The sequence below is a fragment of the Gordonia shandongensis DSM 45094 genome, from assembly GCF_000423025.1.
Taxonomy (GTDB): domain Bacteria; phylum Actinomycetota; class Actinomycetes; order Mycobacteriales; family Mycobacteriaceae; genus Gordonia; species Gordonia shandongensis.
Window position 1 is genome coordinate 171,941 of record NZ_AUHE01000004.1, and the last position, 18,480, is coordinate 190,420.

Below are 18,480 nucleotides of genomic sequence, written 5' to 3' on the forward strand. Positions count from 1 at the left end.
GACGTCACTGTGGACCGTCCTCTCCGGCCGGCCCGAACACCGGGATGCTCAAACCGTCCTGCTCCCGGAATCGCACGGTCAGCGCCATGTCCAAGGGCAGCGCGTCGGGCCGCGGATCGACGTCGACGAGGTTGGTCATCATCCTCGGGCCCTCCGCCAACTCGACGAGGGCGACCACGACGGGGCCCCGCACGGGCGCGAGCGGGCGGTGGTCGATCGCATAGGAGACCAACCGCGCACGGCCGACCGTCGGCGTCCACTCGACGTCGTCGGACGCGCACTGCGGGCAGAACGGGCGCGGATAGAAGTAGTGGCGCCGGCAGGAACGGCACCGTTGAATCCACAGTTCGCCACGTGCCGCGGCCTCCCAGTACGGACGCGTGCCCGGGGTGGGCACGGGGGTGAACGCCGTCATCGGCTTCTCCTCACTTGACTGTTGATCACTCACCGCTGTGGGCCGTTCACCGCTCGGCCTCGTCCCGAAGACGCCAACGCTGCAGCTTTCCGGACTCCAGTCGGGGAAGATCGGAACGGAACTCGACGCTTCGCGGTGCCTTGAAATGGGCGATCCGCGAACGAACGAAGGCGATGATCCGGGCTTCCAGGTCCGGGCCCGGTTCCACACCGTCGGCCGGTTTCACGACGGCGTGCACCATCTGTCCCCACTCCTCGTCGGACAGGCCGACCACGGCGACGTCGACGACATCGGGATGCTCCATCAGCACGTCCTCGACCTCCTGCGGATAGATGTTCACCCCGCCGGAGACGATGAGGTCCGAGCGCCGGTCCGCGATGAACAGGTACCCGTCCTCATCGACGTGCCCGATGTCTCCCATCGTCGTCCACCCGCGCGGACTGTGCGCCTCGCGCGTCTTGGCGTCGTCGTTGTGGTACTCGAAGTCACGAGACGAGCTCTCGAACCAGATCGTCCCGGTCGCACCGACCGGGAGTTCGGTGACGCCGTCGTCGCTGATCCGGACGACCGCCGTGGCGGGCCTGCCCACCGAACCGGGCTTTCGGAGCCACTCCTCGGTCGTGATCGAGGAGTCGACGACCCCCTCGGTGCCGCCGTAGTACTCGGTGATGATCGGACCGAGCCAGTCGATCATCGCGCGTTTGACCGGGATGGGACAGGCCGCGCCGCCGTGGAACACCGCCCGCAGGCTCGACAGGTCGTACCGAGCCCGTACCGATTCCGGCAGCCGCAGCATGCGTACGAACATCGTGGGTACCGCGTTCAGATGAGTGACCCCGTATCGCTCGATGGCTGCGAGCAGTTGTTCGGCGTCGAACTTGGGCGCGACGATGTGAGTCCCGCCGTGACCGAGAACCGATTTGGCCCAGGCGAGCGACGCCGAGTGATAGATCGGCCCCGGACTGACCAGGACGGTGTCCTCGGTGATGCCCTTGTCGTCGGCGAACCACCGCGCCCACGCGGTCATCGTTCCGTACGGCGCATCGGGCAGTCGGGGCAGCACGCCCTTGGGCCTCCCGGTGGTCCCCGACGAATACAGCATCGTCGCCCCTTGAGTCTCGTCGGCGACAGGCGTCGTCGGACCCCCGCGCACCGCGTCGCAGAGGCTGCCGGCGGTCCCGGGCTCGCCGTCGAGGACGTATCGCGACCGCAGTGCCGGCGCCGTCGCCGCACTGCGCTCGGCCAGCTCTGTGAACTCCGCCTCATGGACGAGCAGTCGCGCTCCGCAGTCGTCGACGATGTACGCCGCCTCGTCGGGCGACAGGTTCCGGTTCACCAGCGTGCAGTACAACCCGGTGCGCATCGCAGCGATGATCGCGGGGAAGGAGTCGGGACGGTTGCCCAGAATCATGGCGACATGATCGCCGCGACCCAGGCCCTCCCGTCGGAACAGGTGGGCGATCGCGTTGGATCGCTCTTCCAGCTCTCGATAGGTCACGCCCTGTCCCGCCACGGTCGACACCACTGCCGGTTTGTCGCCGAATTTCCGTGCGAGTTCCGTTGTCGACATTCCTCGGCTCCTCGATTCGTCCGCTGACGCCTAGTTCGCCGAAGTGGGGACCTGGACGGAGAAGATCGACGGCGGCAGCCCGTCGGCCAACGGACGGAATTCGCGTTCGACCTGTTCAGCCAGGGCGTCGGGAGTCCACGGACCGTCGGATCGGACTTCCGCCAGAATCTCCGGCGTGTTGAACAGGGTGACCCCGTATCCGTTTGCGCCGATCGTGCGTCCGGAGAGCCACCCCGACTGGGTTCCGGCGAGGTACGAGCAGATCGGGGCGATGTTCTCCGGCGACGACTCGTCGCTGAACACCTTCGGACCGTCGGACGAGGCATCGAGCGACCGGTCTTTGGGCACCGTCGCGATCAACCGGGTGGCGGCTGCCGGGGCGATCGCGTTCGCCGTCACGCCGTAGCGGGCGAGCCCGTTGGCCAGCGATGCGGTCAAACCGATCACGCCTCGTTTCGCGGCGGCGTAGTTCGGCTGCCCGGGCGACCCCCAGATCGCCGAGTCCGAGGTGAAGTTGATGATCCGGTACTGACCTGCCGGGTTGCGTTGCGAGCGCCAATACGCCGCAGCCGGTTTGATGAGGCTGAAATGCCCGCGCAGGTGGACGCGGATCACTGCGTCCCAGTCCTCCTCGGCGAGATTGAAGATCATCCGGTCGCGCAGAATTCCCGCCACGTTGACCACGACGTCGAGGCCGCCGAACTGCTCCACCGCGGTCCTCACGAGCCGCTCTCCGGTAGCGGTGTCGGCGATGTCGCCGCCGTCGGCGAGCGCGACCCCGCCTGCCGCCGTGATCTCCTCGGCGACCGACCGCGCCGGACCGTCGTCGGAGCCGCTTCCGTCGGCTGCGCCGCCCAGGTCGTTGATCACGACCTTCGCGCCCTGCGCGGCAAAGCTGCGCGCGATCGCCGCCCCGATGCCGCGGCCGGCACCCGTCACGATCGCGATGCGTCCGTCGAGGCTCTTCGTCGTCATGGTTGTTCTCCTGTCGATTCGGTGGGTTCGGTCACGTCGGTGGGTTCGGTCACGCGTGCGCGCCCCCGGTCGATCACCGTCGTGCCGTCCTGGTCCGTCGTCCGGAACCGCACCTGATCGCCGTCGACCCACATGGCGACGGTGATGTCCTGACCGGGGAGCAGCGGTGCGCTGAAGCGTCCGGACATCTCGGTGAGCCGGGCCGGGTCAGATCCGGCGATCCCGTGGAGCACCGCTCGGCCGGTGAATCCGAAGGTGCACATGCCGTGCAGGATCGGCCGGTCATAGCCGGCTCGACGGGCCAGGGCCGGATCGGAGTGCAGCGGATTCCGGTCGCCGGTGAGCCGGTAGACAAGGCCCTGATCGCGACGGACGGGGAGTGTGACCTCGACGTCGGGCGGCCTCGTCGGACGTTCCCAGTCGTCCACCGGCCCGGGGTCCCCGCCGAATCCGCCGTATCCGCGGAGGAACATCGAGGATCGCACCGCACCGCACCGCCGACCGTCCGGTCCGCTCGCGACGGACTCGATCTCGACGACGGCCGCCGAGCCCTTGTCGTAGACGGCCGACACTCGTGTCTCGGTGCGCACCGATCCTTCGACGGGGATCTCGGAGGCGACGGTGAACCCCTGGGCCCCGTGCAGCAGTCGTGTCCGGTCCACTCCGGCCAGGAGCTTCGCCGCCGCCCCGCCGTAGGCGAGACTGGCGAAAGTCGGTAGCACTCGGTGAGGAACCCCGTCCGTGTTCTCGGTGGTGAACGCCAGTTCCTCGGTCGGGTCGGCTTGCCCCGCTCCGACCGCGACGGCGTACAGCAGGGTGTCCTTCTCGCTCCACTCCCGGCTGCCGATCACCGGCGGACGATCGATCAACGCCGCATCGACCTGCATCCGAACCTCCCTCTCGCTGTTCCGTCGACTTCTCAGGACTCCCCGATGCGCAAGGCCTGCGTCGGACAGGATCGGACCGCATCGTCGATCCGCTCGGTGTCCGCCGGATCGATCTGCTCCTGGAGGAGGTGAAGGGCACCGTCGTCAGCCACTTCGAAGTACTCCTCCGCGATCGACTCGCAGATTCCGAGACCGGTGCATTTGTCGTGGTCGACGATGATGCGCATCTGGGTGCCCTCCGGTTGACGTGCCGCCGGACATCGCTGGTCGCCGCCCGTGAGCGACTCGTCCGGCTTCATGACTTCAGTCTCTTCGGCTCGGACGCCGGGATCACGCGACAACTGGCTCGACCTGGGGGCGCCCTCGCGCCACCTGCCGCGGGTGGAGTCTCGAGAAGGCGCGTGGGCACGCGATGCGGGTCGGGAGGAGGGACAGGCGAAAATGAAGAAGACCCGCACCGAATGGTGCGGGTCTTCTCTCTCGTAGCGGGGGCAGGATTCGAACCTACGACCTCTGGGTTATGAGCCCAGCGAGCTACCGAGCTGCTCCACCCCGCGTTGCATCGACTACGTTACCCAGCGGTGAACAACGAACGCAAATCGACGGTCCACCATGGTGATCGACGACACCGCACACTCGCCGAGCGTCACTTGGCGTGCACTCCCATGAGGGCCGCGAGCTGGGTCGCGATGGGGTTCAGATCGAGTTTGTCGGGATCCTTCTTGGGGTCGCCGTCCCACGGCTGCGCCCGGTCCGGGTTGCCCAGCGATGCGCGTTCGGCACCGCGAACATCGGTGGGGCTGCCGGCCGGCGCCTCACAGCGCGCCGAGGTGTTGAACGGGAAGTCGTCGTAGTTGATGTCGAAGTCGGGGTTGCGCTTCTTGATGTCGGCGATCATCTTCTGCGTCGACTCGTAGCCGCGCGTGCAGCTCGCCGGATTGCCGGTCTCGAGCACGATGCCGAAGCGGATCGTGCCGTCGGGCGACGCCGTGCTGTGGCTGCTCGCCGACAGACTCGAGAGCATCGCGAACGTCATCCCGGTGACGTAGGACGCCGGCGCGATCTCCCGGAACGTCCCGCCGAGCTGACCGATCAGCCGTGTCGCGTCGTCACCGTTGTCGCGGAGGAACGCCGAGAGCTCGCCGGCCGCGCGCGGCCCGTCCCGCAGGATCCGCCGGACGGCGGGGTCGGCGGCCGCCAACTGGGCGGTCACCTCGTCGAGCCCCTTCGACCACTCGAGGATCTCGTCGGACTGCTCGTCCTGCGTCTCGAGCACGTGACGCGAGTCGGTGATGAGGGAGATGGTCTCGTCGAGACTGTCGACGCCGGTCCGCGACAGCTTGTCGAGGGAGTCGACCAGACGCGTCAGATTGTCGCCCTGTCCGTTGAAGGCCTTGCCGAGTTCGGTGACCACGGTCCGCAGATCGTCGACGGGGATCGTCTCGGTGAGATCGATGGTGGACGCGATCACGTCCTGCGTCTTGGGCGGGATCTGCACGCGCGAGCGCGGGATCTGCGATCCGTCGACCAGGAAGGGGCCGCCCGACGACGTCGGCTGGAGATCGACGTACTGCTCGCCGATCGCCGACCGGTTGGCGACGACCGCCGTCGACGACGCCGGGATGCGGTCGTCGTCGAGAACCAGCTCCACATCGACGCCGCCGGGGACCAGCGACAGCGACGCCACCCGTCCGGCGTGGACGCCGCGGTAGGTGACCTCGGCGTCGGTGAAGATGCCGCCGGAGTCCTCCATGTGGACCACCACGCGGTATCCGCTGACGCCGAGCGCCTGGTCCATGCGGGCATAGCGAAACCCGGCGTAGAGCGAAGCGGCCACACCGAGGATCACCACCACGATGATCTGCAGCTTCACCAAACGACTGAGCGGCGGCATGACCGGCCTTCCTACGCGACTGACGAATCCCCCGCGATCCGTCCTCTGAGCGTAAGGCGGGTGCAATCGCCGCGACCAACTGGAGACAGCCCATGTGACAAACGCGGTATCCAGATCCAGGCAGTGGCGTTTATCACAGTTCGGCGTAGACTGAGGGTACCGGCGGGTGCTCCCACCAGGTAAAACACGACCAGTTCAAGCACACCGGGTCGTTCACACTCTCGAGGAGGACGTCATGAGGAATCACAGCCGACGGAGGGAAGGCCACGGCAACCACTGGATGGGCTTCATCGCATTCATCCTGCTGCTCGTGGGCGCGGCGTTCTCCGGCCTCTGGCTGGTGACCCTCGCCGAACTCCCCGCCAACAAGTCCCTCAACATCACCTACGGCGTCATCGCGCTCGGCGCACTGGTGTTCTCCTCGATGATCTTCGCAACGCTCATCAAGGAACTCCGGCACTCCCCCGTGATGCCCGACAACACGCCCGCCGAGGTCGAGCGCTACCTGGCCAAGGTGCGCTGATCACCCACCGGTCGACTCGTACTTCTTGATCGCCTTGTCGAGCCGATCGAGCGCCTCACCGTAGGCCTTGAAGTCGCCGCTGGACTGCGCCTTGCGCACCTCCTCGAGCGCCGAGCCCATCTCCTTCACGGCCTCGTCCCGCTCGGGCGACGACGATCCGTCGTCGGGTTCCGTCTTCGGCGGCGTCGACGGCTTGTCGTCTCCGCCCTCACCCGCGTCCGCCGGCGGCGTCGTGCCCTCGCTCTCGGGCGCGGTCGCCGCCCCCGGATTGATGCCGGACTTCGCCAGCGCCTCGCCGATCGTCGGCGCGAAACCGATGCGCAGACGGCCGTTCTCGCCCGGTTCCTTGTAGTAGGTGAGCATCCGGTACACCTTCGGCATCGCCGAATCACTCGACTTCGACTCGGTGTACATCGGCTGGACGTACAGGATGCCGTCCTTGCCGACCGGGATCGTCAACAGGTTGCCGAATGTGACGTTCACCGACCCCTTCAACAGCGTCAGCTCGCTGGACGCCGTGTTGTTGAAGGCCTCCTGCACCTGACGCGGGCCGATGGTCTGGAAGTCCGTCGGCAGCGACTTGACGCTGATCTTCCCGTAATCGTTCGGATCGGCGCCCACCGTCATGTACGCCGCCAGGTTCTGCCGGTTCAACGGCGTCGTCACCGACGTCAGCTGGAACTCCGCGCCGGGACCGTCCGGGCGGGCCGCGGTGAAGTAGTACGGCGGCTGCTTCAGACCGCTGTTGCCGTCACCCGTCGGATCGTTGGGCACCTGCCAGAAGTTGTTCGCACGGTAGAACTCCGTCGGGTTCTTGACGTGGTACCGCGTCAGCAGCTGACGCTGCAGCTTGAACAGATCCTCCGGGTACCGCATGTGCTTGAGCAGATCGGGCTTCTTGTCGAGCTCCGACCGCGGCTCCACCGTCCCCGGGAACACCTTCATCCACGTCTTGAGCACGGGATCCTGGGTGTCGAACTGGTACAGCGAGACCTCGCCGGTGTACGCGTCGACCGTCGCCTTCACCGAGTTGCGCACGTAGGAGACGTCACGGTTCTGTTGGGTCCGGCCCGTCTGGCCCGCATTGTTCTCCCGCGAGTCCGTCGTCGCGTCGGCCAACGACATCCGTTGGGCGTACGGGTAGTCCTCCAACGTGGTGTAGGCGTCGACGATCCACTTGATGGAACCGTCGGCCATCACCGCCGGGTACGTCCGCGAATCGACGGTGAGCCACGGCGCCACCTTCTTGACGCGGTCGCGCGGGTCGCGGTTGTAAAGGATGCGCGAATTCTCGTTGAGCACGTCGGAGAGGATGAAGTTCCGCTCGCCGTACTTGATCGCATACAGCAGACGGGTGCCGATGTTGCTCAGGGCCACACCCGAACCGGCGGTGTAGGTGTACGACGAGCTGTCGGTGTCGTACTCGCGGTCGTCGCCGCCCTCCTTGCCGACGATGGCGTAGTCCGGGTCGACGTTGGCGATCATCTCGCCGAAGTAGATCCGCGGCTGCTTCACCTTGATCGGCGCGTTCTTGTACTGCGGCGACTTGATCTGCTCGAGATCGGAGACCAGGAATTCGGGCAGACCGCCCGAGTCGGAGCTGATATCGGTGTTCGGCGCGTCGACGGTGTTGGCCGGCGCCGCGATGAACCCGTTGCCGTGGGTGAAGACGGTGTGCTTGTTGATCCAGTTCTGCTGGTTGTCGTTGTACTTCTGCGGATCCAGCTCGCGGACCGCGACCACGAAGTCGCGCTGGCGCGTGGCGCCGTCGGACTCCTTGACGTCGTAGCGGTCCACCGCCAGCTGCGACGGGAAGCCGTAGAAGTTCTTCAACGACTGCCGCTGCACGAACGCCTTCGACACCACGTTGGGGTCGAGGATGCGGATGTTCGAGAGTGTGTCGGAGTCGGCGTTCACCTGATCCTGGTCGACCGGGGTGTTGGTCCAGTTGGTCTGGTAGTCGACGTCTTTGCCGTCCCGGATCCGATAGGCGTCCTTGGTGGCCGCGATGTTGCGGGTGATGTACTCGGCTTCCTTGGTGTCCGCACTCGGCTTCACCGAGAACTGCTCCATCGCCGCCGGCCAGATGACGCCGATGACCAGCGCTGCGAGGAGCATCAGCACCGCAGACAGGGCGGGGATCCGCAGGTCGCGGAGCGCGATGGCCGCGAAGAAGGCGACGGCGCAGATGATGGCGATCGCCATCAGGATCATCTTCGACGGCAACACGTAGTTGATGTCGGTGTAGGTGGCGCCCGTGTAGATGTCGCCGCGCCGGTCGCTGCTGAGCAGGCTGTACCGGTCGAACCAGTACCCGACGGCCTTGGCGACCATGAACAGGCCGGCGATCACCGCGAGCTGGATGCGCGCGGCCCGCGTCAACGAACCGCGGCGTCCGCCGCCGCCCAGTCGGATGCCGCCGAACACGTAGTGCGTCACCAGGTTGCCGATGAACACGATCACCAGCGAGATGAACGTGATGTCGAGGACCAGCCGCAGGAAGGGCAGCGTCATCGCGTAGAAACCGATGTCGAGGCCGAACTGCGGATCGGTCTCACCGAACGGTTCGCGGTGCAGGAACATCTGGACCGTCGCCCACGACCCCTGCGCCAGGAGTCCGGCGATGAGCCCGATCACGATCGCGGGCGCCAGCGCCGACAGTTTGGGGCGCGTCCCCACCGCGGTGCGGTACCGCACGAGCGGATCGTTCGGGCTGGTCAGCATCGCGAAGTCGGGCCGGACACGGTATGCCGCGTAGATGCCGCCGAAGACGACGCCGCCGACGAGGAGACCGACGACGAGGAACGTCAGCAGCCGCGTGGTGATCATCGTCGACATGACGGTCGAATAGCCGACGTCGGAGAACCAGAGCCAGTCGGTGACGACCGACACCACCCGGGGCCCCACCAGGAGGAGCACCAGGATGGCCACGCCGATCCCGATCAGGATCTTGGCGCGACGCGACAGCGTCGGCCGGCGGAGGGACCCGCCGTTGATGTTCACCACTGGGAAAGACTCCTGATTCGTTTGCGCTCCGTGCGCCTCGCGACAGCAACGCGGACCAGCTTACCGACTACCTCGGCCCCGTACCTCCGCCGCAGTCCGCGCCGATGCTTCACGGTCCACCGCCACACGGTCACCGGCCACCGGCACAATGGTCTCGTGACGACTCCCGATGACGCATCCGCTTCGCGATTCTCGCAGGCCGACCTCGGCAACGCGCTCGCCCAGTGCCTCGCCTACACCGCCGACATCCCGTGGGGTTCGGGGCCCGTGCTCTTCGCGCTGGTGCCGACCGCACTGCTCGCACGCCAGGTGCCCGACCTCGTCGACCCCGACGACGGTTCGGCGTTGAGTCCCGTCGTCCAGGAGACGACGACCGCCGATCTGGAGTCGCTGCTGTCGACCGTCGCCTGGCCCGACCAGGTGGTGGGATGCGCGGTCGTCACCGAGATCACGGTGCTGCCGCCCGACGCCGAATCCGATCTGGACGCCGCCCTCGAACCGCTGTTGGCAGACCCGTCCGCGGCCGACGAGGCCGGCCGTCGGGCCGCACTCGCCCACCCCGATCGGCAGGCCGCCCGTCTCGCCGGCGGCGTGCTGCGGACGGGGTCGCGCGTCGCCCTGCTGAGCCTCCGGGACGGCGATCGCCAGTCCGCTGATCTGCAGACGCACCCCGAGCTGGCGCCCAACCTGCTCGATGCTCTGGCCGCGACGATGGGGGCCTGACGGCTCGGGTCAGGAGCAGTGCGGGCGCGACTTGTCGCTGCCGATGGTGCCGAGCGCCGTGACGGCATCGGTCAGGGTGCCGACCTTGACCAGCTCGATGTCGTCGGGGGCCCCCGCGACGGCTTCGGAGCAGTTGTCCTCCGGTACGAGGAAGATCGAGGCGCCCGCCTCGTCGGCGGCCTTGATCTTGTGCTGGATCCCACCGATCGCCCCGACCCTGCCGTCGGTCTTGATGGTCCCCGTGCCCGCCACGAACGTGTCGTGCGACAGGTCGCCGGGGGTCATGTAGTCGATCAGCGACAGGGTCAGCATGAGTCCCGCCGACGGCCCGCCGATCTGGCCGACGTTGAACCTGATGTTGACGTTCGGGTCGGCCGACATCGGCATGATCGTCACCCCCAGGGTGCCGCGCTCCCGCTCCCCCTTCTTCGGCGTCGACCCGCGCCCGAGGGTCACCGACTCGACGAGCCGCCGCGGCCCCCGCTGAAGCGTCACGTCGACGCTCTCGCCCGGTGCGTGGTCGCCGATCTCGGCGATCGCGGACTCGGCGTCGTTCACGGGGGTGCCGCCCACCGCCACGATCCGGTCGAAGGGCTTGATCTTCCCGGCCGACGGCCCCTTCTCGGCCACCGCCGCGACCCCCACGGCGGACGGCATCTTCAGGTAGGTCAGCGCGGCGGTCGTCGCATCGATCTCCGAGCCGGCCATCTGCTCGTCGTTCTGGCGGCGGACCTCGTCCTCCGACTGGTCCGGCGGATAGTAGGTCTCCCGCGGCTGCAGTTCGTAGCTGCCCGACACCCACATCCCGAGCGACTGGAACAACGTGAGCCCGTCGTGAACCGACACCGTGGTCAAGTTCAGATGCCCCTTGGGGTCGGGGTCGACGGCCCCGTCGACCCGGACCACCCGGTCGCCGTCGGGCGACTCGCCGATCGTGTTCACCGTCGGTCCCGGTCCGAGCGCCACGTAGGGGACGCGCAGGGTCATCCCGGCGACGAGGAACACGACGAGCACCACGACGCCCACGAGGATCGTGACGATTCGACGATGCGCTGGCTTGATGGTCACCCGGCCCAGAGTAATGCAGTCGTCGACGGTGCGGTCGGGGCCGGGCGCCCACAATCCCGGTACCGTTGACGGTATGAACGACCTGCCCTTCGGATTCTCGTCGTCGAACGACCCCGACAAGAACCACGACAACAACTCCGGGGACGACGACCGGCGAGACGATCACGGCGCCGACCCGAGCGGCGGTGCGAACCCGTTCGGCTTCGCCCTCGGCGACGGCGCGGGCCTGGACGCCTCGTCGCTCAGCGACATGTTCACCAAACTCGGGTCCATGTTCAGCGGCATGGGCGCGGGCATGGCGGGCGGCGGCGACGCCGGACCCGTGAACTACGAGGTCGCCGCGAACCTCGCACGCCGCCAGATCGGCGACTTCACACCGATGCTCGACAAGGAGGCCACGGCGGTGGCCGACGCCGTCCGCCTCGCCGAGGTGTGGCTCGACGAGCAGACGACCCTGCCCGCCGGCATCACGTCCACCGCCGCGTGGACGCCGGTCGACTGGCTCGAGCACTCGATGCCGACGTGGAAGACGCTGTGCGATCCGATCGCCGAACAGATGGCGAAGACGATGGACGCCGGACTCCCCGAGGAGGCCAAGGCGTTCGCCGGTCCGATGATGGCGATGATCGGCCAGTTGAGCGGCACCATGTACGGGACGCAGCTCGGGCAGGGTCTCGGGCAGCTGGCGGGCGGCGTGCTCACCTCCACCGACATCGGATTGCCGCTCGCGCCGCCGAACACCGGCGTCCTGCTCCCGGAGGCGATCGCCCGCTTCGCCGAGGGGCTCGACCTCCCCGGCCAGGAGATCGTCGTCTTCCTCGCCGCCCGCGAGGCCGCCCATCTGCGGCTGTTCTCCCACGTCCCGTGGCTCGCCCAGCGTCTGCTGTCGACCGTCGAGGAGTACGCGCGCGGCATCCGGATCGACCTGTCGGGTCTGCAGGACCTGGCCGGCGGCATCGATCCGCAGGAGCTCATGGCCAACCCGGGACGGATCGAGGAGTTGATGGGCTCGGCGGCGGCGTTCGAGCCGCAGACCACGCCCGAGCAGCAGGCGGCGCTGACACGGCTGGAGACGCTGTTGGCTCTCGTCGAGGGCTGGGTCGAGCTGGTCGTCACCTCGGCGTTGGGCGACCGGATCCCGAGCACCGCCGCACTCACCGAGTCGATGCGCCGCCGTCGCGCGTCGGGTGGGCCGGCGGAGCAGACGTTCGCCAGCCTCATCGGCCTCGACCTGCGGCCGCGGAAGCTGCGCGAAGCCGCCGACCTGTGGCGGCGGCTCACGGAAGCCGCCGACGTCGAGACGCGGGACGGCGTGTGGGGACACCCCGACCTGCTGCCCGACGCCGACGACCTCGACGCGCCTGCCGCATTCATCGACCGGGTGATCGGCGGCGACCTCTCGGCCCTCGACGACCCGATCGCCGAGCTCGAACGGCAGATCGAACGCGAGAAGAACGACGGCGACACCACCGAGTAGTCCTCGGCCGCGTCGTCCCGCGACTGTGTAGTCCCTGGGCCGCGTAGTCCCTCGGCCGCCGTCCAGCCTGTGGATGGCGTGCTGGTCGCCGTGGCCGTCCCGGTGAGACCGTCGTGCCATGACTGCACGCGATGTCGTCCTCCCGGTGCTGATGCCCGGGACGCCGGTGCTGGCCCGCGCCGACCGGCGCATCCACGTGGGGTCCGATCCCGCGTCGGCGCTCGTGCTCGAGCTGGCGCCGTCGGTGAGCACGCGGGCCGTGGCCGGTCTGATCCAGCAGATGAGGGCGCCCGTGCATTACCGGCATCTGCGCAGGCACATCCGGAACGCCGGACTGTCGGCCGCCGACTTCTGGTCGCTGCTCGATCAGCTGGTGGCCTCCGGCAAGGCCGCCCCGCCGCAGACGCCGCGGACGTCGATCGGTGTCATCGGCCACGGCGAGATCGCCGACCGCCTCGCCGCGAGCCTCACCGACGACGGCTTCGCGGTGAGTCCAGTCGACCCGTCGACGCCACCCCGATCGTGGCCCGCACTGCTCGTGGTGACCGACCAGCCGGTCGCCGACCCCGCGATCTGGGCGCCGCTGATGGCCGCCGGCGCCCCGCATCTGTCGGTCCACGTGTGCGAGGGCGACGGGATCGTCGGCCCGCTGGTCCTGCCCGGGTCGACGGGCTGTCTGCGATGCATCGACCTGCATCGGGCCGATCTCGACCCGGAGTGGCCGGTGCTGGCCGCGGCGTTGCAGGGTGTCGCCGGGGGCGCGGCGACCGCGACCGTCTCGGGCACGGTCGCGCTGGCGCACGCGCAGATCGTCGAGATCACCGAAGGCGCCGCCGCATCGGCCGCCGACTCCGTGCCGCCGCGCCTCATCGGTCACGTCCTCCGGTTGCGGCACCGACCCACTCGCCTCGAATCGCTGCCGGCGCCCGCTCATCGGCGCTGCTCGTGCACCGCGGACACCGAATGACCGACGATCGCATCGCCCCGAGCCGGGCTTTACCCGAGTATTTCCACTACTCTCAAGAATCGGGGAAAGGACACCATTGAGCGACATCACTCGCGGCTCCGGCCGCCGCAACGCCAAGCTCGCCGCGCTCCCGCTCGGGATGGCCGGCCGCGCCGCCGCCGGATTCGGTAAACGCATGACCGGTAAGAGCCGCGACGAGGTCAACGCCGACTTGATGAACAAGACCGCCGAGCAGCTCTTCGCCGTTCTCGGCGAGCTCAAGGGCGGAGCGATGAAGGTCGGCCAGGCCCTGTCGATCATGGAAGCCGCGATACCCGAGGAGTTCGGTGAACCGTTCCGCGAGGCACTGACGAAACTCCAGGCCGAAGCGCCGCCCATGCCCATCGCCGACGTCCACAAGGTGCTCGACCAGCAGCTCGGCACGCGCTGGGTGGAGCGGTTCCGAGAGTTCAGCGACGAGCCCGCCGCCTCGGCGAGCATCGGCCAGGTGCACAAAGCCGTCTGGTCCGACGGCCGCGAGGTGGCCGTCAAGGTCCAGTACCCGGGCGCCGATCACGCCCTCAAGGCCGACCTCAAGACGCTGAGCAGGATCTCCGGTCTCATTCAGCGACTGTCGCCGGGCACCGATGTGAAGTCGATGATCGACGAGTTGATCGACCGCACCGAGGACGAGCTCGACTACCTCGGCGAAGCCGACAATCAGCGCGCCTTCGCCCGCGCCTTCGACGGCGACCCCGACTTCCTGGTCCCCAAGGTGGTCGCGAGCGCACCGAAGGTGGTGGTCTCCGAGTGGATCGAGGGCACCCGGCTGTCGAAGTTGATCACCGAGGGGACGCAGGAGCAGCGCAATGACGCGGCCCTGAAGATGACGACCTTCGAGATCAGTTCACCGGCCCGGGTCGGTCTGCTTCACGGCGACCCGCATCCGGGCAACTTCTACATCCTTCCCGACGGTCGTTTCGCGATTCTCGACTTCGGTGCGATCGGCCTCTACCCGGACGGACTGCCCGAGATGACGGGCCCCATCCTGGCGTTGGCGCGGGATCGACGGTACGACGAACTGCGCGAGCTGATGGTGCAGACCAACTTCATCCAGGCGTCGCACGCCGACCGGGTGTCGGCCGACGACCTCGCGAAGTATTTGCAGCCCTACGTCGACCCCCTGTATTCGGACACTTTTCACTTCACGCGGAAGTGGCTGCAGAATGCGGCGGGCAAGGCCACCGACCTCACCGGCGACGTCTACCGAACGTCCCGCAACCTCAATGTCCCGCGCGACTACGTGATGGTCTTCCGCGTCCTCATCGGGTGTGTCGGCATCGCTGCTCAGCTCGATGCCGAGGCGCCGTACCGTGCGATCCTCGCCGAGTGGGTGCCGGGCATCGCCTGAGATCACGCCGGATTCTTGCGGGGACGACCGCGCGGTCGTTTGCGCGCGATCACCGTTCCCCGTTCGAAGATCTCGCCGCCCCACACACCCCACGGCTCCTCTCGTTCGAGGGCGCTCTGCAGGCATTGGACGCGCAGCGGACAGTGTCCGCACAGTTGTTTGGCCTCCTCCAGCAGTTCCGGCCGGTCGGCGAACCACAGGTCCGCATCGGCTTCGGTGGTCTGGCAGGGGAGTTCTATTCGGCTCGTGGTGACAGTAGACAAGTCGGGTCCGGCTTTCGTTTCGCGTGAACGGTTCTTCTTCGGATGAACCCCGGCCCCGGGAATGAGGAAGGCCACGGGTTCGCTCTCGCGATTCGCCGTGGCCTGGTGTGTACCGCAGTCGTTTACGGTCTGAACACTCTCAAGGACGATGGTGTGTCGTCCGCGGGGCCCACGGGGAATCGCCGGCGCGCTCGCGCCAGATGCGCTGCGTCTGCAGCGATCACTACGCTCTGCCAGTACACTGGTCGATTCCTCTCCGTCTCGGGCTCCTCGCGGCACAGATCATCTGTCCCGTCGACTTCCTGAACCACTGTATGTGCGCGCAAACTGCGGCACAACTTATTTTCTACCTGCGATTTCGCCGTTCATCGCGCCCCCGGAAGGTGGGCGTCGACCACTTCGAGGATCTGGTCGCCGATGATGTCGGCGCGCTCCACGCCGAACCCGCGGACAGTCAGCAACTCCTCGCGGGACGTCGGAAGCACGGTCGCGATGGTCTTGACCATCTGCGAACTCATCACGTTGGCCGCCATGATGCCCTCGGCCGCCGCGTACCTCTCCCGCCACGATCGCAGCGCCGCCAGCACGTCGGGGTCCGGATCCGTGCGTTCGGGTTCGGGGTCCGCCGCAGCGGTGGGCGCCAAGGCCTCGAGAAACCGCGACCGCCGACGAGTGGCTCCGCGCCCCTCCCCCCGCGCCAGACTCCACGACAGGTGCAGATGCTCGCGGGCGCGGGTGATGCCCACATAGAACAGTCTCCGCTCCTCCTCCAGATCCTCCACCGACGTCGACGCCCGCCCCAGCGGCACCGACCCCTCGTGCAGTCCCGTGAGGAACACCGCATCCCACTCGAGGCCCTTCGCAGCGTGCATCGTCGAGAGCGTGACACCGTCGACGACCGGCGCGTGCCGTTGTGTGGAGCGCTCCCGCAGCGCGCCCACCGCGGACGCGAAGTCCAGCGTCGGCTCGGCGGACACGATCGCCTCCACGATCTCCACCAGCCGCAACAACTGCTGCCAACGTCCGCGCGCCGTCGCACCCGACGGTTCCGCCTCGGTGAGCCCGATCGGGTGCAGCGCATGCCGCACCGCGTCGACGACCGGCATCGGCGGCGGCGCCCCCTGCGCGAGGGACGTCAGCCGCCGCATGGCCGCGACGATCTCGGGCCGCTCGAAGAAGCCGGTCTCCCCGCGCACGCGGTAGTCGATGCCGGCGTCCGACAACGCCTCCTCATACTGCTCGGACTGCGCGTTCACTCGATACAGCACCGCGATCTCGGAGGCGTCGACGCCGGCACGCAGGAGCCTGCGGATCTCGGCGACCACCCCGACGACCTCGGCCACCTGGTCGTCGTAACCGCTGAAGACCGGCTCCGGTCCCGGAGAGCGTTGGCCGACGAGGGTCAACCGCGTCCCCGCGATCCGCCCCCGCGCGCGACTGATCGCGTCGTTCGCCAACGAGACGATCTGGGGCGTCGACCGGTAGTCGCGTTGCAACCGCACCAGGTGGGCGTCGGGGAACCGACGCGTGAAACCGAGCAGGAACTCCGGTGTGGCGCCGGTGAAACTGTAGATCGTCTGGTTGGCGTCCCCCACCACGGTCAGGTCGTCGCGGGTCCCCAACCACGCGTCCAGGAGGTTCTGCTGGATCGGGGTGACATCCTGATACTCGTCGACGACGAAACTGCGATAGCGCGATCGGAACTCCTCGGCGATCGACGGATCGGCCTGGAGGATCGTGGTGGTGAAGACCAGCAGGTCCTCGAAGTCGAGCAGCCGGTCTCCGTTGGGCGCCACCTTCGCCTCCTCGTACGCGGCGAACACCCGCGAGACGGTCCGCGGGTCACTCGGCAGGTCGCGCCGCGCCTCCGCGGCCGCCTCGGCGTACCCTCCCGGTCCGTGGCCCGACGACTTGGCCCACTCGATCTCCGAAGCCAGATCGCGCAGCAGATCGCGGTCGGCCGCGTCGAGTCCGAGCTCACGCGCCACCCGTCCGACCAACGCGAACTTATGGTCCAGCAACTGCCACCGGACGTCGCCCATCGCCATCGGCCAGAAGTACCGCAACTGCCGCAGCGCGGCGGCGTGAAAAGTCTGCGCCGCGACCCGCCCGCCGGGCCCCGAGACGCCGAGCGACTCGAGCCGCTCGCGCATCTCCGCGGCAGCGCGGGCGGTGAACGTGACGGCGAGAACCTGCTCGGGATTCACCTGCCCCGAATCGACCAGATGCGCGATGCGCCGAGTGATCGTCCGCGTCTTCCCCGTCCCGGCCCCCGCCAGTACGCACACGGGGCCGCGCGGAGCGAGCACCGCCTCCAACTGGTCGGGATCCAAGCCGTCGACGACTCGAGACGATCCGCTCGTCATGGCATTCGACCTTTCGAGCCCTCCCGGGCCCACGTTGCGTGCTCCCTCGATCACCGTCATGCCCCCACGATCGCATCCGCCTGTGACAGAACGGCTCACAGCGGCCGAGGATCAGCGGCACGGGCGATCACCCGTGTCGTGGGGTGTCAGAGCTTGCCGAGCTTGCTCATCACTTCGCCGACCGACGGATTGGTCGCCGTGGTGCCGTCGGCGTACAGCGCCGTCGGGACCACATGATTGCCGCCGTTGACGCTCCCCACGAACTCCGCGGCCTCCGGGTTCTCCTCGATGTCGATCTCGGTCCACGTCAGACCGTTGCGGTCCAGACCCGACTTGAGCCGCTTGCAGAACGGGCACCACGTCGTGGTGTAGAGGGTCAGTTCCGGCTTCTCATCGCCGGAGTTCGCCTGCTCGCCGGTAGTCACTGCGCCATCGCTCATAGGCCCATTGCAGCACACCCGTCGGCGACCCGTTTTGTCGGAGCCTCTTGTTAGTGTCGTGTCACAGCTTCAATAGCAGCGATGAGCTGCAGGAACACGCTAGGGGGTGAGGGTCGTGACGACGATCATCGCCACGCCGACCTCACCCGACCTGGACGCCCTGCTGCCCGATGATCCGATCGCCCTGGCCGCCGTCGCGAATGCGGTCGCGGTGAAGTTGGCCGCACTACCGCTGGCCGCATCCACCGAGGGCGAGCTACTGACGGCCGCCGAGTCGTTGGAGCAGGCGCGACGCCGGTTCGACGCCGCCGACGCGGCCGTGCTGGTGGAGATCTCCGACCGAGGCGCCTACCGCACAGCCGGCTACCTGTCGTTGCACTCCTATCTGTCCGGTGGTCTGCGGGTCGGTGACGGCGCCGCGAGGCGTCGCCGGGTCGCCGCCGCGGCGATCGGACGATTCACCAGCATGCAAGGTCAAACCCTGTCTCCGCGGTGCCCCGCGACGGCCGATGCGGT

Annotated in this window: 16 protein-coding genes, 1 tRNA gene and 1 pseudogene; 6 read left to right on the forward strand and 12 right to left on the reverse strand. The window is 68.0% G+C overall.

Annotation, left to right across the window (positions count from 1 at the left end):
- Window positions 1-4 precede the first annotated feature (4 nt).
- The 7 genes from G528_RS0107595 to G528_RS0107625 all read right to left on the reverse strand — a co-directional run bounded on the left by G528_RS0107595 (window position 5) and on the right by G528_RS0107625 (window position 5,741).
- The gene (locus G528_RS0107595; protein ID WP_026918453.1) at window positions 5-415 is read right to left on the reverse strand and encodes a Zn-ribbon domain-containing OB-fold protein; all 411 of its coding nucleotides are present in this window, start codon (window positions 413-415) and stop codon (window positions 5-7) included.
- A gap of 46 nt (window positions 416-461) precedes the next feature.
- The gene (locus G528_RS0107600; RefSeq protein ID WP_026918454.1) at window positions 462-1,985 is read right to left on the reverse strand and encodes an AMP-binding protein; all 1,524 of its coding nucleotides are present in this window, start codon (window positions 1,983-1,985) and stop codon (window positions 462-464) included.
- Between the two features lie 30 nt (window positions 1,986-2,015).
- Window positions 2,016-2,960 carry an SDR family NAD(P)-dependent oxidoreductase gene (locus G528_RS0107605; protein ID WP_026918455.1) on the reverse strand — a complete coding sequence of 315 codons (945 nt, stop codon included), beginning with the start codon at window positions 2,958-2,960 and terminating at the stop codon, window positions 2,016-2,018.
- Entirely contained in the window at window positions 2,957-3,847 is an 891-nt protein-coding gene (locus tag G528_RS16780) for a MaoC/PaaZ C-terminal domain-containing protein (RefSeq protein ID WP_051198459.1), read from the reverse strand. The genes G528_RS0107605 and G528_RS16780 overlap by 4 nt, the downstream gene beginning before the upstream one ends.
- A 32-nt stretch (window positions 3,848-3,879) precedes the next feature.
- Window positions 3,880-4,146 (reverse strand): ferredoxin, encoded by a 267-nt coding sequence (locus G528_RS0107615; protein ID WP_342663111.1) that lies wholly within the window; start codon window positions 4,144-4,146, stop codon window positions 3,880-3,882.
- Window positions 4,147-4,330: 184 nt separating this feature from the next.
- Window positions 4,331-4,404: transfer RNA gene (locus G528_RS0107620), tRNA-Met, on the reverse strand.
- An 89-nt stretch (window positions 4,405-4,493) separates the two neighbouring features.
- Window positions 4,494-5,741 carry an MCE family protein gene (locus tag G528_RS0107625; protein ID WP_026918457.1) on the reverse strand — a complete coding sequence of 416 codons (1,248 nt, stop codon included), beginning with the start codon at window positions 5,739-5,741 and terminating at the stop codon, window positions 4,494-4,496.
- A 235-nt stretch (window positions 5,742-5,976) separates the two neighbouring features.
- Here G528_RS0107625 and G528_RS0107630 point away from each other — a divergent pair, with 235 nt between their 5' ends.
- Window positions 5,977-6,264: a hypothetical protein gene (locus G528_RS0107630; protein ID WP_026918458.1), complete on the forward strand. Its 288-nt coding sequence runs from the start codon at window positions 5,977-5,979 to the stop codon at window positions 6,262-6,264.
- On the opposite strand, the gene G528_RS0107635 is transcribed toward G528_RS0107630, so the two are convergent.
- Window positions 6,265-9,267, reverse strand: a complete 3,003-nt coding sequence (locus G528_RS0107635; RefSeq protein WP_026918459.1) for a UPF0182 family protein — start codon at window positions 9,265-9,267, stop codon at window positions 6,265-6,267. It lies immediately after the preceding gene.
- A gap of 159 nt (window positions 9,268-9,426) precedes the next feature.
- Here G528_RS0107635 and G528_RS0107640 point away from each other — a divergent pair, with 159 nt between their 5' ends.
- A complete protein-coding gene (locus tag G528_RS0107640) occupies window positions 9,427-9,993 on the forward strand; it encodes a PPA1309 family protein (protein ID WP_026918460.1) in 567 nt (188 codons plus the stop codon).
- A gap of 9 nt (window positions 9,994-10,002) precedes the next feature.
- On the opposite strand, the gene G528_RS0107645 is transcribed toward G528_RS0107640, so the two are convergent.
- Entirely contained in the window at window positions 10,003-11,061 is a 1,059-nt protein-coding gene (locus G528_RS0107645) for a YlbL family protein (protein WP_026918461.1), read from the reverse strand.
- A 73-nt stretch (window positions 11,062-11,134) separates the two neighbouring features.
- On the opposite strand from G528_RS0107645, the gene G528_RS16785 reads away from it, so the two are divergent.
- The 3 genes from G528_RS16785 to G528_RS0107660 all read left to right on the forward strand — a co-directional run bounded on the left by G528_RS16785 (window position 11,135) and on the right by G528_RS0107660 (window position 14,895).
- Window positions 11,135-12,538, forward strand: coding sequence for a zinc-dependent metalloprotease (locus tag G528_RS16785; RefSeq protein WP_035719294.1), 1,404 nt, complete (start codon window positions 11,135-11,137; stop codon window positions 12,536-12,538).
- Between the two features lie 118 nt (window positions 12,539-12,656).
- Complete coding sequence (locus tag G528_RS16790; RefSeq protein WP_051198461.1) at window positions 12,657-13,505, forward strand: hypothetical protein; 849 nt, start codon at window positions 12,657-12,659, stop codon at window positions 13,503-13,505.
- A gap of 76 nt (window positions 13,506-13,581) precedes the next feature.
- Window positions 13,582-14,895, forward strand: a complete 1,314-nt coding sequence (locus G528_RS0107660) for an ABC1 kinase family protein (RefSeq protein ID WP_026918462.1) — start codon at window positions 13,582-13,584, stop codon at window positions 14,893-14,895.
- 2 nt (window positions 14,896-14,897) lie between these two features.
- Here G528_RS0107660 and G528_RS0107665 read toward each other — a convergent pair whose 3' ends face one another.
- The 3 genes from G528_RS0107665 to G528_RS0107675 all read right to left on the reverse strand — a co-directional run bounded on the left by G528_RS0107665 (window position 14,898) and on the right by G528_RS0107675 (window position 17,964).
- The gene (locus G528_RS0107665; protein WP_026918463.1) at window positions 14,898-15,158 is read right to left on the reverse strand and encodes a WhiB family transcriptional regulator; all 261 of its coding nucleotides are present in this window, start codon (window positions 15,156-15,158) and stop codon (window positions 14,898-14,900) included.
- A 365-nt stretch (window positions 15,159-15,523) separates the two neighbouring features.
- A complete protein-coding gene (locus G528_RS0107670) occupies window positions 15,524-17,524 on the reverse strand; it encodes an ATP-dependent DNA helicase UvrD2 (RefSeq protein WP_026918464.1) in 2,001 nt (666 codons plus the stop codon).
- 146 nt (window positions 17,525-17,670) lie between these two features.
- Window positions 17,671-17,964 (reverse strand): mycoredoxin, encoded by a 294-nt coding sequence (locus G528_RS0107675; protein ID WP_026918465.1) that lies wholly within the window; start codon window positions 17,962-17,964, stop codon window positions 17,671-17,673.
- A 115-nt stretch (window positions 17,965-18,079) separates the two neighbouring features.
- Here G528_RS0107675 and G528_RS0107680 point away from each other — a divergent pair.
- A pseudogene (locus tag G528_RS0107680) lies at window positions 18,080-18,480 on the forward strand (HNH endonuclease signature motif containing protein); the annotation flags it as partial.